The sequence below is a fragment of the Varibaculum cambriense genome (assembly GCF_032557235.1).
Lineage (GTDB): Bacteria > Actinomycetota > Actinomycetes > Actinomycetales > Actinomycetaceae > Varibaculum > Varibaculum cambriense_C.
Map to the genome: position 1 here is coordinate 14,617 of NZ_JAWGMB010000008.1, position 14,599 is coordinate 29,215.

11 protein-coding genes are annotated in these 14,599 nt (G+C 53.7%); 5 read left to right on the forward strand and 6 right to left on the reverse strand.

Annotated features, from left to right (window positions below; all coding sequences use genetic code 11):
• Positions 1-6: 6 nt before the first annotated feature.
• From E6072_RS07000 to E6072_RS07010, 3 genes are all read right to left on the reverse strand, one after another.
• Positions 7-2,184 (reverse strand): thiamine pyrophosphate-binding protein, encoded by a 2,178-nt coding sequence (locus E6072_RS07000; protein ID WP_316694702.1) that lies wholly within the window; start codon positions 2,182-2,184, stop codon positions 7-9.
• A complete protein-coding gene (locus tag E6072_RS07005) occupies positions 2,181-3,263 on the reverse strand; it encodes an o-succinylbenzoate synthase (protein WP_278613024.1) in 1,083 nt (360 codons plus the stop codon). The genes E6072_RS07000 and E6072_RS07005 overlap by 4 nt, the downstream gene beginning before the upstream one ends.
• 111 nt (positions 3,264-3,374) lie before the next feature.
• Positions 3,375-4,466 (reverse strand): 1,4-dihydroxy-2-naphthoyl-CoA synthase, encoded by a 1,092-nt coding sequence (locus E6072_RS07010; RefSeq protein ID WP_316694707.1) that lies wholly within the window; start codon positions 4,464-4,466, stop codon positions 3,375-3,377.
• 435 nt (positions 4,467-4,901) lie between these two features.
• Here E6072_RS07010 and E6072_RS07015 point away from each other — a divergent pair, with 435 nt between their 5' ends.
• Positions 4,902-6,476 carry an AMP-binding protein gene (locus E6072_RS07015; RefSeq protein ID WP_316694708.1) on the forward strand — a complete coding sequence of 525 codons (1,575 nt, stop codon included), beginning with the start codon at positions 4,902-4,904 and terminating at the stop codon, positions 6,474-6,476.
• 45 nt (positions 6,477-6,521) lie between these two features.
• On the opposite strand, the gene E6072_RS07020 is transcribed toward E6072_RS07015, so the two are convergent.
• A complete protein-coding gene (locus tag E6072_RS07020) occupies positions 6,522-7,826 on the reverse strand; it encodes a TrpB-like pyridoxal phosphate-dependent enzyme (protein WP_316694709.1) in 1,305 nt (434 codons plus the stop codon).
• A 332-nt stretch (positions 7,827-8,158) separates the two neighbouring features.
• Between E6072_RS07020 and E6072_RS07025 the strand changes: the two genes are divergently transcribed.
• From E6072_RS07025 to E6072_RS07035, 3 genes are all read left to right on the forward strand, one after another.
• Positions 8,159-9,181, forward strand: a complete 1,023-nt coding sequence (locus E6072_RS07025) for a methionine ABC transporter ATP-binding protein (protein WP_278613032.1) — start codon at positions 8,159-8,161, stop codon at positions 9,179-9,181.
• Complete coding sequence (locus E6072_RS07030) at positions 9,178-9,918, forward strand: methionine ABC transporter permease (RefSeq protein WP_278613034.1); 741 nt, start codon at positions 9,178-9,180, stop codon at positions 9,916-9,918. The genes E6072_RS07025 and E6072_RS07030 overlap by 4 nt, the downstream gene beginning before the upstream one ends.
• A 180-nt stretch (positions 9,919-10,098) precedes the next feature.
• The gene (locus E6072_RS07035; RefSeq protein ID WP_316694712.1) at positions 10,099-10,926 is read left to right on the forward strand and encodes a MetQ/NlpA family ABC transporter substrate-binding protein; all 828 of its coding nucleotides are present in this window, start codon (positions 10,099-10,101) and stop codon (positions 10,924-10,926) included.
• Between the two features lie 169 nt (positions 10,927-11,095).
• Here the strand turns inward: E6072_RS07035 and E6072_RS07040 are convergent, their stop codons facing one another.
• Both E6072_RS07040 and E6072_RS07045 read right to left on the reverse strand, forming a co-directional pair.
• A complete protein-coding gene (locus tag E6072_RS07040; RefSeq protein ID WP_316694714.1) occupies positions 11,096-12,130 on the reverse strand; it encodes a LacI family DNA-binding transcriptional regulator in 1,035 nt (344 codons plus the stop codon).
• Between the two features lie 250 nt (positions 12,131-12,380).
• Positions 12,381-13,247, reverse strand: a complete 867-nt coding sequence (locus tag E6072_RS07045; RefSeq protein ID WP_316694716.1) for a sugar phosphate isomerase/epimerase — start codon at positions 13,245-13,247, stop codon at positions 12,381-12,383.
• Between the two features lie 410 nt (positions 13,248-13,657).
• Here E6072_RS07045 and pdxS point away from each other — a divergent pair, with 410 nt between their 5' ends.
• Complete coding sequence (gene pdxS / locus E6072_RS07050) at positions 13,658-14,572, forward strand: pyridoxal 5'-phosphate synthase lyase subunit PdxS (protein ID WP_316694718.1); 915 nt, start codon at positions 13,658-13,660, stop codon at positions 14,570-14,572.
• Positions 14,573-14,599 lie beyond the last annotated feature (27 nt).

Sequence of the window (14,599 nt, forward strand, 5' to 3'; positions counted from 1 at the left end):
CTGGGATCAAAGGGCAGCTAACTCCCGGCGGATTTCAGATTCTAAAGCGACACGCCGAGCACGCAAATCCGGCAAATAAGCATTAATCTCCACGATTTCCCGGCGCGGATTTTCACCAAGAATCCTTTTCAGTTCCTCTATGTCCTTTGCGCACCGGTAATCCCAACCGAGGCCGGCGGCAAGCGCGGAAAGGTCGAAATCTTGCGGCGTCAAAAAATAGCGCTTAAAGACTTCCTGGTTCTCCTGTTCACCGTGTTCAAGGGTTGCGAAGATGCGTCCTCCCCCATCGCTGAGTACTAACAGCTGTAAGACCGGCGTGGCCTCCAAAGACCCGGTGAGCAACCCGGTCAAATCATGCAGGCAAGTTAAATCTCCAGCGATCAACCGTACCGCCTGCCCGGTTCCAGCAGCTAGCCCCAAAGCAGTCGCGATATTTCCATCGATCCCTGCCAAGCCGCGGTTCGCGCAATAGGTGATCCCCCGATCCCCGCGCGCGGCCAAATCGAAAGCACGAATCGTATTAGAGGCACCGAGCATAGTCAGCGGAGGCGCACCGGCAGCAGTCATCTTTTTATCGTCTAGCTGGGCAGCCGCGCTCTCACCGCTTACTGCAGTACCCGAATACCTGACATTATCCGCGCTGTTTAGAACCTTTTTAGCCTTTGCTCCACTGTCCCGAGCGGAATCAGGGTCACGGGTAACCCACGCTTCATATACATCCTCATAAATACGAGCAAAAGCGTAGGGATCGATCCCCATTCCCAGTTCCCGCAGGCTACCTGCTAGTTCCGGAGCGCTTTCGGGAGAGGATATGCGGAGGCGGTGGGCAGCTTCGCTCTCATCTTGTCGAGCTTCACCGGAGGTGGTAAAACCATGATTACTTATTCTTCGCGAGGGTGACGCCTGTATATCCTTTTCTGCCGGTGACAGTTCCTGGGGATCATAGGACGCATAGTTGGCGTTTTGCCACACGGTTACTGCCCGACGATCAACCCCTGTGCGGTAGGCACGTTCAACCGCTTGCGCTGCCTGGCACCAGCGGGCCAACCAGGCAGGGCTAGCAGCCGCGGGGAAAACGCTATCTACCTGCGCGGTGGTGGTAGAAACATATTTTCCGGTGAGATTGCTAGCCGCTCCCAAACTAGGCAAACGGTAGATGGGAATATCTTCCCGGGAAAGCAACGCATTTACCGGACGCGACAAAGTGGCATGCCCAGATAGAATAACCTGCTCTATTTCATTAGCGAAGGCGGGAAGCACTTGCGGAGCGTGCGCAATCTGCACCACGTTTCCGCCCTTGAGGGTAACGGTAGGTTCCGCCAGCACCGGAAGCCCCCATTCTTGCGCCGCTTGCGCCACCTGCGAGTGGCATTGATCCGCCAACACCACCACCGTTTTTGCGTTTTTTCGGGGCGGTTCACCTCCACCATCAGCAACTATCTGCGTTTTGAAAGATCTTGGCGAGGAGGTCGCACTTTCGTTTTGATCTAAGGTAAGAGCTAGCAGCTCGGGGGGAATTTGCCAAGTATTAGAAGTTACCAAGGGGGGTGCAAAACACAAATTAATATGTAGCGGGCAGCGCAGCGCGGCTCTATTCTTCCCCTGACCCCCCGTCTGTGCGAGAGCTGCCCTCAAGCGGTCTTTTACTACCTGCAGGGCGTCCTCGCTACTGTCAATATCTAATGCTACCGGGCAGGCAGCCCCGAAAATCCCTTCCTGCCAGGTAGTTTGGTTCGCCCCGGTGCCACGAGCGGTGCGGGGACGATCAGCGCTCAAGGCAATCAGCGGGACGCCACAGTGGAAAGCCTCCAGCAATCCTGCATGTAACTCCGCCACCGCAGTCCCCGAAGTGACCACCAGGGCTACAGGATTGTAGGACGCGTCCTCACCTTTATAGATACCGGATTTGGCCAGTCCCAGCGCAAAGAAAGCAGCAGAACGCTCATCCAAGCGCACATGGGTACGCACCACCCCCGCCTGTTCTAACGCTGCCAAAGCATAGGTTAGGGGCGCAGAACGAGAACCCGGACAAATCACGAAATCACGCACTCCGGCACGCACTAACTCGCTGACCACTAGTCGCGCTAAGGAGGTAGCGGATTCTAGGTGCCCTCCAGCCAGGTTAGGGGATTGATTATTTTGGGAGCTGCGAGAAGGCGTGGAGGGAAAAGAAACGTCGCTCACCGACTAGCTACCTCCGCTACGTCCCGCATCCGCTGACTCCAACGGTTAACCAGATCTCGGCGGTTATCGTTGTCAGGGGCATTAATTAAGTCGGAGTTTATTTCTACTTCCCGTACCTCTAGTTGACCGGCACGTACTTGCCAGGGCTGGCGGGAAACATCGGATTTGAGTAGCTGGCTGGTGGCCAGGCCACAGGCATGGGGAAGCCGGGGAATTGCGGCTGCGGCGTGCACCCCTAATCCGATACCGATGGCACTATCGACTGCGGAAGAAACCACCACTTCCATCCCGCGTTCATTAGCTTTTTTCGCCAAATCAATAACCGCTGACACTCCCCCGAGGGGCTGGATTTTCACAACCATCACATCCGCGCAGCCTGCCGGCAAATCGGCGAGTGGATCTGGGGAGCGGCGAATCAGCTCATCAACCGCGAGTGGCACCGAAGTTGCGTCTCGCAATTCCAGTAGTTCCCGGGCGCTCTTGCAGGGCTGCTCTACATATTCCAATCCTCCAGCTGCCTCGTCTAAGGCCGCTATTGCCTCCTTGGCTTCCGCCAGGTTCCACGCGCCATTAGCATCTACCCGGATCCGGCAGTCCCGGCCGAATTGATTTTCGAGGGCAGCGTGCACCGCTTTTACACGCTCCACATCACCGGCAAGTTCAGTGCCCCGATCTGCTACTTTAACCTTCGCAGTCCGACAGCCTCCGCTTTGCTCCACAATTTCCGCGGCGCGTCTAGGCGACACCACTGGCACGGTCACGTTCACCGGTACGCTGTCTCGCAGCGGATCGGGCAACGCCTCGGTCAATGCGTTAACCGCTGACCACAGCCATCGTTTCGATTCGTGCGGTCCATAATCCCAAAAAGGCGCGAATTCGCCCCAACGGTTACCAGAACGCAACAGCACACCCTCACGCACAATTATGCGGCGGAAGCGGTTGACCAGCGGCAAAGAATACACTAGTGCCTGGTCGATGTCGATCGCGGGAAACTCAGAGTTTTCAAATAGTTTACCGAGGTCACTAACTTGTACCTGCGGTACCTCCACTAGCATCGGGTCGCTTATGTTTCCTGCCATCACGTTGTCCTTGTTTTTTCGAATCCTGCTATTTACACAAGTAGCACTTGACCTGGCACTGACCGGTTAACTCTACCGCTTCCTATTGTCGGCCTATCTGCGTCAAAAAACCTAATAGTAGTAGGGGAAAGGTGTCCAATCCGGTTCCCGATGCTCCAAAAAGGCACGCCGCCCCTCCTCGGCCTCATCGGTGCTATAGGCCAGACGAGTGGCCTCCCCGGCGAACAACTGTTGCCCCAGTAAACCGTCATCTGCCAGGTTAAATGCATATTTCAGCATCCGGATCGCCTGCGGGGATTTGCGAGCGATAGTCAGTGCCCACTCGAGCGCCACGGCCTCTAGCTGGAGATGCGGCACTGCCGCATTGATAACTCCCCAATCTTCGGCTTGCTGGGCATCGTAGGTGTTCGCCAGATAAAAGATTTGCCGCGCACGTTTGTCGCCAACCTGTCGCGCCAGTAGCGCAGAACCGTATCCGGCATCAAAGGAGCCTACATTCGCGTCGGTTTGTTTAAAACGGGCATGCTCTACGCTGGCCAGCGCCAAGTCGCACACCACTACCAGGGAGTGGCCACCTCCGGCTGCCCACCCGGGAACCGCCGCGATCACCGGTTTCGGCATCGCGCGAATCAAGCGCTGGACTTCCAGAATGTGCAGGCGTCCGGTACGTGCCAAATCCAGGTTTTGGCGGCGCTGGGAAACTTCTGCATCCGGATTGGCGCCCTCCTGTTCGTAACGATATCCACCTCGATCTCGAATCCGCTGGTCACCGCCAGAACAAAAGCTATAGCCTCCATCAGAATCGCTCGGACCGTTCCCGGTGAGGATTATCGCTGCCACATCGGCGGCACTGCGCGCATATTCCAGACAAGCCAGCAGTTCATCTACGGTATGGGGACGAAAAGCATTGCGCACCTGCGGGCGGTCAAAGGCAATCCGTAAAACCGGAAGTTTCGCCTCATTTTTCCCGCTATCAGCCAATTCGGTAGCCACTAAGTCGGTTATTTCATAGCGATCCCGCCCCGGTTTATAGGGCTTTTTAGGCTCTTTCAATTCGGACGAGGACGCGGTAGCGAGGGCATCCACCCCTCCTGCTTTCACTACCGCTCGGTGAAAGGTCAGGTCAGTTAGCTTTTCAAAGCCGGGAACTGGAATCCAACGCTGCGCGTCGAAAGTATCAGAAACATGTGCAAGCTGGCTCATACCCCCACCCTACCCCGAGCGCGCGTTTGCCAAGTTTCCCCTAAGTCAGTCCACGCAGGCAAGAAGTTTTTGCTCCTGCAGTATTCCGCGCGGAGCCCAGGCTTTTCCTCCCGCCCAAGAATTCGGAAAACGTAGCGGCGTTTTCCAAATTTTGCGCCCACCTAGCCTGCTCGGATAAAACTTCTCCCCCACGCAAGGGGCATAATTGGTACAAGATTTCCGCAAGGTACGTACTGAGCGTGCAGGGGCGGATTTATGCCGTAGGGTAGGCTTCGGGCACTAAATCCGTGAAAATGCCAGAGCATTTTCCGGATTTCGGGGCGCGAGGCAAAATCCGCCCCTGCACGCGGAAGCGAGGAAAAACCCAGGATCTGCGCTTGAATCAGGATGGCGGGAACTGGCGATAGACTGGGCAGTAACGTTTATTTACGGAGGTTGACTTTGCGCATTGTTCCCCCACCGAGTGCCGAGGCTCGGGCAGCCAGTGAAATTTTAGCTCCTCAGGAGGGCAATGGCGCTAAAGGTTTCCAGAGTGGAGAACAAGAACCTGCTCCGCAAATTGTCTGGTTGCAAAGCGAACTGGATGCAGACAAGAAACTGAGAGAAGAAACCGAGGACTCTATACCGCGTCCACTGATTTTCTTGCCAGTATCCGATAATCCTGCGCGCGATACCTTATTCTTTACCGCGCTACGCGCCGCCCTCTGGCCGGATAGTTTCACTTCCCTACCCACTATTGATTTATCCGCGGTTGCCGTGCCAGCTAAACCGTTTTTCGCGTTAAGGATTCTGGCCGATTACCACCCAATATTTTTCCCGGCACGCACCGAGCATCTTTCTCCCTCATGGGCGCTGAGGCAAGCACAGCGTCTGCGCCGCCTCCCTAGCCAGGTCAGTTTTATCCTTTCCACCTCGGGGTCTACGAAACCCGGAGGGCGCCTGGTGGGAATATCTCTGGAGGCTTTGCAGGCTTCCCATCGGGCGACCGCGCAGCGTCTGGGAGGAAACGGTATCTGGGTGTCAGCACTTCCTAGGGATCATATCGCCGGTTTCCAGGTGATTGCTCGCGCCTATGCGGGCGGAACTGAACCGGTAACTATCGATATGACCGGCGGTTTTAAGCTCTCTCGACTCCGGGAGGCACTGCAAAACATTTTCGCGGATAACGTTCCCGTCTATCTGTCGCTGGTTCCCACTCAGCTGCGTCGCGCCCTTGCCGATCCCAAAACTACTGCAGCTTTGCAGATATGCTCTGCGATCCTGGTAGGGGGAGCCCATATTTCCTCCTCACTACTTTCCGCTGGACGCGCGGCTGGGTTAAATCTGGTCACCACCTACGGGATGACCGAAACTTGCGGAGGCTGTGTCTATGACGGCATGCCGCTGCCCGGAGTTACCGTTGCGGTCAACGAGGGCAGAATTTGGCTGGCTACCCCCACTTTGATGAGCGGCTATTTGGAGGCAGAATCGGATCCAGAAATCCGCGAGTTTTCCAGTACCAGCTGGCTAGCCACCAACGATACTGGCAAGATAGTTTTTGCAGACGAGAATGAGGGCATTAAAGCGGAGAAGAATGAGCTCTGGGATACGGCTGTCATTATCGACATGTACAGCCCTGCTCATTTAAAAGTACTCGGACGCCTGGATGACACCATTATCTCTGGAGGGGAAAACATCTCTTTACCGCTGGTGACCCGCGCTGCCGAACAGGTGGGTTTTCCCGGGTTAGAGTTTTGCGCCCTCAAGGATGAGGAATGGGGGCAGATACTTTGCGCTGTTTTTTCTTCTGTCGGTTTGCCTACCGCCGAACCCACCACTGCTCCCAACCTTGCTCAGTTAGGCTACGAACTGCGTGAATCCCTTAGAGAGCACTTGCCGTCCTCACATCTGCCCCGCGCGGCGGCTCTGCTCCCTCACTTTCCTGAGCTACCCAGCGGAAAACTGGATCGCCGCGCCCTAGAAGAAGCCGTTCGCGTCCTCGATAAACAAAATCGCACCTGGCGCAAATAGGTAGCGGCGACGAGGAAAACCTCGTCGCCGCTACCGAAAGTTCAGTTACTTCTTTAGCACCTGGTGGTAGGCCGCCAAATCGAGTACCCCGTTGCCGGAAAGTCCGATCAAGAGTACCTGACCGTCACGAGCCTGCCCCGAACGGATAAAGTCCAGAGCGCCGGCAATCGCGTGGGTAGATTCGGGGGCGGGAATAATCCCCTCGGCACGCGCGAACTCCAGACCGGCCGCAAAGGTTTCTTCTTGCGGATAGGCGCGCGCCTCCATTAATCCCAAGTGATAGGCGTGAGACACCATCGGCGCCATCCCGTGATAACGCAAGCCACCAGCATGAATCGGATCAGGAACGAAGTCATGCCCCAAGGTGTACATCTTCATTAGAGGCGTCAGTCCCGACATATCCCCAAAGTCATAACGATATTCGCCTTGGGTGAGCGAAGGACAGGCAGCCGGCTCGCAGGCCACTACCCGGGCGTTCTTGCCTTCACGCAGATTCTCTCCAATAAAGGGAGTAGCCAGACCGCCCAGGTTAGATCCTCCCCCCGCGCATCCGAATATGAAGTCCACTCCGGATTCTCCGGCTGCTGCCAGTTGAGTTTGCGCCTCGAGGCCGATTACCGTCTGGTGGATAATCACTTGGTTCATAACCGAGCCCAAGGCGTAGTGAGCTTGCGGATCCGAAACCGCAGATTCTACGGCCTCCGAAATCGCCATCCCTAAAGACCCGGAAGTATCGGGGTTTTCGGCTAGGATTTTACGCCCCGACTCGGTTAATTCGGAGGGGGAGGCGTGACATTGAGCGCCATAGACTTCCATTTGCAAGCGCCGATAGGGCTTATGGTCATAGGAAGTACGTACCTGCCACACTTCGCATTGCATCCCCAGCATCGAGCATGCCATCGCCAGGGACGCTCCCCACTGGCCGGCACCAGTTTCCGTGGTGAGCCGTTTAATCCCGGCCACTGCATTGTAGTAAGCCTGCGCTAATGCCGAGTTCGGTTTATGGGATCCGGCAGGAGAATTACCTTCGTATTTGTAGTAGATACGGCATTTAGTGCCTAATTCCTGCTCGAGGTTATGAGCGCGATAAAGCGGTGCAGGACGGAAATTAGTGTACAGTTCCCGAACCCGCTGAGGAATATCTATATAGCGTTCCTTACTCAGCTCTAGTTCGATGAGGCCGGGGGCAAATAGCGGCTCTAAATCTTTCGCGGTAATCGGTTGGCGGGTCTGCGGGTTCAGGTAGGGAGGCATCGGCTCCGGGAAATCAGCGACCAGGTTGTACCAGCGAGAAGGGATATGGCTATTGATCGGAAATCCTAAAGGCTGGATTTTGGGGTTATCAGTCATTTTATGCTCCTCAATGAAATATCACTTCTATTAAATAGTTTCCGCTGGCGGGAGACAAAAAAATACCCGCCACTGGGCGGGTTAAACAAATGCCTGAAAGAAAGGACCCGCCTAGGCGAGCCACCACCACTGAATCGATTTGATCGCTGTTTCTTTCATAGCCCCATGCTAACGAAAACGTGAAAGCAACTACAAGCCGTCTCAATAATTGGTGTTTTGCTTTTCGGGGCTTTAGTCTGAACGTAGCCATCAAGAGCAGTGCAGAGACCTGGCTCGCGCACTGCAGCAACCGATAAGACGGTGCTAATGCCAGGACCGATGGGAAGGAACTTATGAGCAACGCTAAAGCGGAAAAGCCGTTGATTGAGCTGCGGGATGTTTACAAAATTTATCCCCGCAAAAAGCAAGACAAGCTGCATGCCCTCGACGGTATCTCCCTGAAAATTGGAGCCGGGGAAATTCATGGCATCGTGGGGCAATCCGGAGCCGGAAAATCTACGCTGATTCGTTGCTTGACTGCGCTAGAACATCCCACTTCGGGGGAAATCTTGGTGGCAGGACAAAATCTTTCTAACCTGTCTGAAAAGCATTTGCGCCAGGCTCGTCGCTCTATCGGGATGGTGTTTCAAGCAGCTAACCTGCTCGATTCACGTACTGCCGCCGGCAATATTGCCTACCCCCTGTATTTGGCGGGGCAAAAACGCGGGGCACGTCATGAGCGGGTACAAAATCTCCTGGATTTGGTGGGACTGCATGATCGGGGTTCCTCTTACCCCTCTCAGCTTTCCGGGGGGCAACAACAGCGAGTAGGGGTCGCCCGGGCACTTGCCGATGAACCACAAGTGTTGCTATGCGACGAACCTACCAGCGCTTTGGATACGGAATCGACCCAGCAGATCCTGCATTTAATTAAAGATGTGCATGACCGCCTGGGGGTCACCGTAGTGATCATTACCCACGAAATGAGCGTGATCCGCGAGATTTGCACTCACGTGACTTTGCTGGAGCATGGGAAAGTCGTGCAGACGGGTTCGGTAGCGGATGTAGTCAAGTCGCACTCTTCGCGTCTGGCTAAGGATCTGGTTCCGCCTCCAAATGTTGATGACAAGGTTACTTTGGATGGCGAACCTGCCTCGGTAGTGGATATTGCTTTTACGTCTTCGCCAGGAGTGCCCACCGGATCGAAAGTTATGGATCTGGTTGCCCAATTGGGCGGAGATATCGTGGCCGGAACTTTTGAAACTGTGGGAACCACACAAGTGGGCCGCTTAGCTGTCGGGGTGAAATCTACAGGACTGGACGCTTTTATCCGCGAAATGGAAAATCATCACATCTATACGGAGGTGCGAGCATGAGTCTTACCGCTACTACCTCACAGGTTGTGTCCATGATGCCCTTAGCTGCGGATAGCTCTGGCCGCTGGTTTTCCAATCCGGTGATTACTAATAATCTGCTAGATGCCACTTTAGAAACCATTTATATGTCGCTTTGGTCGGGATTATTCTCGATTCTGCTGGGATTGCCTATTGGTCTGCTGCTGGTGGCGACCGCTCCCGCGGGGCTACTGTCAGGGTCTAAAGTCGCGCGTGTGCTCTACTCGGTGTTGGGATTCATCGTGAATGTGGGGCGCTCCCTACCCTTCGTCATTTTGATGATTTCGATTCTTCCCTTTACTCGCCTACTGGTGGGCACCACTTTGGGATGGAAAGCGGCAGTAGTTCCGCTAACACTCGCGGCGGCACCATTCTTCGCCCGCCTGGTCGAATCCAATGTCCAGGGAGTGGAGAGTGGCAAATTGGAGGCCGCAAAAATGGCGGGGGCTTCCAATTGGCAAATCATGATGGGGGTGCAGGTGCGCGAAGCACTGCCCGCCCTCATCCAGTCAGTTACCGTCACTTTGATTTCTTTGATTGGCTATGGGGCGATGGCAGGTACTTTAGGTACCGGTGGTCTGGGCGCTCTGGCCATAAACTATGGTTACAACCAGTTTATGGGTGACGTGATGCTAATCGTGGTTATCGACATCCTGCTGATCGTAGTCATCGTACAGTGGCTAGGCGATATGCTTAGCCGGCTGGTAGATCACCGCTAAGGGAAAACCAGTCGGAGATTCTTACCGCTCTTAGCGGTTTTCGATAAAAGTTATTTTTTCTGGAGTGGCACTTGCTATCCAGGAATCCCCCTCCCTAGTCCATTTCGTAGACGCTGGTGAGGGCGGGTAAGAAAACTTTGTAAACTACCTAAAAAACAACCATTTAAAGGGAAAAGAAAAATGAAAACTTGGAAGAAAATTGTGGCCGCAGCTGGAGCTGCCGGCTTAGCACTGGGACTTGCAGCTTGCGGTGGAAGCGATTCTGCTGGCGGCGACACCAAACTGATCGTAGGGGCTTCCCCTGATCCACATGCGAAGATTTTACGTTACGTGGCCGATAACTTGGCTGAAAAGCAGGGCATCGAGTTGGAAGTCAAAGAATACACCGACTACGTCCAGCCGAATGAAGCCTTAAACTCTGGGGATCTGGATGCCAACTATTATCAGACGGTTCCCTACTTCGATGATCAGACCGCCAAGAACAAATGGCAGTTCGAGCATGGCAAGGGAATCCACCTAGAGCCGCTTGGAATTTATTCCGAAAAGCTGAAAGATATTAAGGAGCTGAAGGACGGCGCCAAGATTGGGATCATCAATGACCCCACTAACCAGGCGCGCGCCCTAAAACTACTGGCTGACAATGGTTTGATTAAACTACCGAAGGATGAAAAGCAGCAGAAGGTATCGGTAATTGCCAAGTCTAAAGAATACAATCCCCGCGGATTCGAGCTGCCTGAAGTAGAAGGTCCGCAGCTAGTGCGCGCCCTAGCTGACTTAGATATCGCCGTCATCAACGGTAACTTTGCTCAACTTGGAGGCAAAAAGCCCTCTGAAGCCTTGATCCTGGAATCTACCAAGAATAATCCTGCGCTAAATATTTTGGTTTGGAAAAAGGATTCCGAAAAGACCGAGGCGATTAAGAAGCTGGACACTTTGCTGCACTCTCCGGAAGTCAAGGCGTTCATCGAAAAGGAGTGGGCGGATAAGGCAGTACTCCCTGGTTTTTAATCTGACTAACCTAGTCGCTTTAAAAATCTGATCGCTTTAAATCTAGGGGGGGCGGGTTCGAAGAAAATCTTCGAACCCGCCCCCCCCTTTTTTTATGTCAACAAATAATTGTGGCGATTAGCCAGCAGCCACCTATAACGGCCAGAAATAATTTTCAGCTTTCAAGTTCTTACGCTGTTTTGCGTACAATCAGGCGAGTGGCTACTTGGTTTTCAATCGCATCCCATTTTTTACCATAGTTTTCTTTATCAAAGAAGAATTCAACGTGCTCTACCAGTCGCTTAACAGCTAAGCTGGCCAGTTCCTCCCGGTCTTGCCGCACGGTGGTTAGTTCCACATAGGGTTCGGAGGCAATCGGGGTGTCATCGAAACCTATCACTGCGATTTCCTGGGGAATATTTACGCCTTCTTGCCACATCCGAATCATGAATCCTTGCGCACACAGATCGTTAAAGCACATCACTGCGCGCGGCATCTCTCGTTCTCCGGTGCGAACCTGTCGTAATATCTGATCGGCAACCCGCGCCCCATCACCGGTATTTTGCCCGCCTTGATAGATCCGCAACGAAGGACTTTCATCTGCGGTTAAACCCCGATCTGCAAGGCATTGCTTAAAGGTGGCTTCCCGTACGTGCGCATTGGTTTGATTGTCCCCCCTGATATGTACAATGTCACGAAAGCCCTGTTCCCACAGGTAGTCAAAGGATTTTTTAATCCCATAGGCATCGTTAGACACCACAGCATCCACACTGGTGGAACCAACTTCTTGGCACAAGGTAATTAGGGGAATCACTGCCGCAATTTTTTCTAAATCCTCGGCAGAAAGTTTGGTACCTATTAGCACAATCCCCTCACAGCGGTCTTGCATCAAGGACTCGAAGCAATCCATTTCGCTGCGCTGCCCCACACAACCAGCTGCCACCAGGCGATATCCGTGTTTTTCGGCGTAGCGGTAGAGCGGATCCATAAGCGATATTTGGAACTCTTGCTCCATATAGAACACCACACCCAACAGATGGGTACGTTCCAGGCGAATAAGGGCAGCCTGCCGATCGGGTCGGTACCCCATTTCAAAAGCGGCGCGCTGTATTTCCGCGCGTCGCTTATCTGAGACTCCGGGTCGCCCAGACAGCGCAACAGACACCGTGGAAATGGCGGCTCCCACTTCCTTGGCCACATCGGAGATAGTTAGTTTTTGTTTCATAGTGTTGCTTTTAGATTATCGCTAAATAACCCTAGAAGCGGCGAATCGCAACCGCTGAACCACATTTTGGCGTTAACCGATAGCGTCCTAGAATACACATTGCTTTTACCCGAATACGCGCAGGTAAACCGGGAGGGTTTAATCTCTTTGACTGCTATTTCCTAAGGACAGCAACCCTAAAAGGTAGTTTTCCGAGGACGCCAGCTACGCCCTCGGAAAAACCAATTCCTATCGATTTATCGAATAACGATTACTGTCCGAATTCGCTCTTTACCCGGGCAATCATCTTCTTGTTGATTTCGTCAGCGCGGTCATGCCAACCGAATACACACAGAGATAGCACCCCATCGAAGTTCATATCCCGCAGGGTGCTAAACAGCTCGTCCCAGGGAACTTCTCCCATCCCGATCTCATTGTGCTGGTGTACCCGCGCATCAACTCCCGGAGGATTAATTACGTAACGATTGCCATCGAAGGCCTTGTGGTTGAATACATCGGCGATATGTACTTCTTTGAGTAGGTCACCAGCAGAACGCAGCATCCGTTCCACATCACCTTTACCGTCTGAAAGGTGGAAGGTGTGCGGGGCGCAGTATTCATACCCAACCCAGGGCTTATTTACTCCGCGGATCAGGTTGATGGCCGGATCATGTAGCTCCACGAAGTCATAGGGGTGCGCTTCCATCTGCAACTGGATCCCATATTTTTCGAAATCCGGGGTGAGTTCTTCAATAGACTTGTACCACTGATGCTCGCAGCGCCGCGGAGTGTTAGGGTCGCCAGAAAACTCTGAAACGATCTCACGAACGTCTAGCTGATCGGCAATTTCTAACAGCCTACGCCAGTTGCGCACCTGGGCTTGCCGTTCTTCTTCATCTACGCTGGACCAGTTGAAAACCGGGTTCAAGGTAGCGATCTTGACCCCAGATTCTTTTTGCGCCTTATTCAGTTCGGCCACATAGGCGTCATCGGCTTTGGGGTAGTGATGCCAAAAGTGAAAATCTGCTGTGGGCGACAACTCCACGTAATCAAACCCTAGCTCCCGGGCTTTATGCAGGGTTTGCGAAACTGGCATGAACCAGTAATACATATTGGGGTCGAGGGCGATCTTGACCATTTATTCATTCCTTGTACTTGGCGGTGACTTTATTTCGCAGGGCGGTTTTCGAGGTTTCTCCCGCAGGCAGTGGCCTCTTCGCTCCGCTTTTTTATTGGACATCCTCAGTTTAGCCGAAACGTTTCGCTATGTCGAGACCCTACCGAGTTTCCCCTTTACAGACTCTGCTGCCACTCAAGTCTGCCTACCTTTATTTAACGCGCGTTAAAGGAGGCTGTCAAGAATGTTACTCAGTTAAATTTTCTCGAGTGAAGTAGCGCCTCTGGTCTACCCTTGTTCGCTAGATGCGTGTTTGCCCAATAAAATACCTATTTCCCTAGGTTAGTTTGTAAAGTAGATGCATAGAGGGCAAAATGCGTCGCCTAGCGCCGCCAACCCACAAGGTCACTCACAGAAAGAAGGAACGGAAAATGGAAACCGGCAACGCTTCCAGCGTCCAGGAATCAAACGACCCGAAAGAACGGGTGGCGCTCAATCGTCAACTGGCGCAAATGCTAAAGGGTGGCGTGATTATGGACGTTACCACCCCCGAGCAGGCGCGGATCGCAGAGGATGCGGGCGCGGCAGCCGTTATGGCACTAGAGCGCATTCCCGCAGATATCCGTGCCGCCGGCGGTGTTTCCCGGATGAGCGACCCAGCAATGATCAAGGGAATCCAAGAAGCAGTTTCTATCCCGGTAATGGCGAAGTGCCGCATCGGGCATTTTGTAGAAGCACAACTGCTAGAGGCTATCGAAATCGACTATATCGATGAATCAGAAGTGCTCTCCCCCGCCGACGATATCTACCACATAGATAAAACTCAGTTCAAAGTACCTTTCGTGTGTGGGGCACGTAACCTGGGCGAAGCGCTACGCCGCATTGGTGAGGGCGCAACCATGATTCGCACCAAGGGTGAGCCGGGAACTGGTGACGTCGTGCAGGCAGTTACCCATATGCGCGCGATGAATGCTGAGATTCGGCGGATTTCCAGCCTGCGCGAAGACGAACTTTTCGAAGCCGCCAAGCAGCTAGAAGTACCGCTATCGCTACTGAAAGAAGTACACGATTCCTCGCGCCTACCGGTAGTGAATTTCGCTGCCGGTGGGGTAGCCACCCCAGCCGATGCGGCTTTGATGATGCAGCTAGGTGCCGAGGGCGTGTTCGTAGGCTCCGGGATTTTCAAGTCCGGCAATCCCGCTAAACGCGCCGCGGCCATCGTCAAGGCAGTCACTAACTTCAAAGACGCGAAGCTGATTGCGCAGTTGTCCGAAAACTTAGGAGAAGCCATGGTGGGGATCAACGAAAACGAAATTGACCTGCTAATGGCCGAGCGCGGAAAGTAATTCCCTGCAACAGAAACGGTAAGCGAA

Coding starts and splice junctions, on each gene's coding strand:
- E6072_RS07030 (WP_278613034.1), top strand. CDS start 9,178: ATGAGTCTTACCGCTACTACCTCACAGGTTGTGTCCATGATGCCCTTA.
- E6072_RS07035 (WP_316694712.1), top strand. CDS start 10,099: ATGAAAACTTGGAAGAAAATTGTGGCCGCAGCTGGAGCTGCCGGCTTA.
- E6072_RS07020 (WP_316694709.1), bottom strand. CDS start 7,826: ATGACTGATAACCCCAAAATCCAGCCTTTAGGATTTCCGATCAATAGC.
- E6072_RS07010 (WP_316694707.1), bottom strand. CDS start 4,466: ATGAGCCAGCTTGCACATGTTTCTGATACTTTCGACGCGCAGCGTTGG.
- E6072_RS07045 (WP_316694716.1), bottom strand. CDS start 13,247: ATGGTCAAGATCGCCCTCGACCCCAATATGTATTACTGGTTCATGCCA.
- E6072_RS07025 (WP_278613032.1), top strand. CDS start 8,159: ATGAGCAACGCTAAAGCGGAAAAGCCGTTGATTGAGCTGCGGGATGTT.
- pdxS (WP_316694718.1), top strand. CDS start 13,658: ATGGAAACCGGCAACGCTTCCAGCGTCCAGGAATCAAACGACCCGAAA.
- E6072_RS07005 (WP_278613024.1), bottom strand. CDS start 3,263: ATGGCAGGAAACATAAGCGACCCGATGCTAGTGGAGGTACCGCAGGTA.
- E6072_RS07040 (WP_316694714.1), bottom strand. CDS start 12,130: ATGAAACAAAAACTAACTATCTCCGATGTGGCCAAGGAAGTGGGAGCC.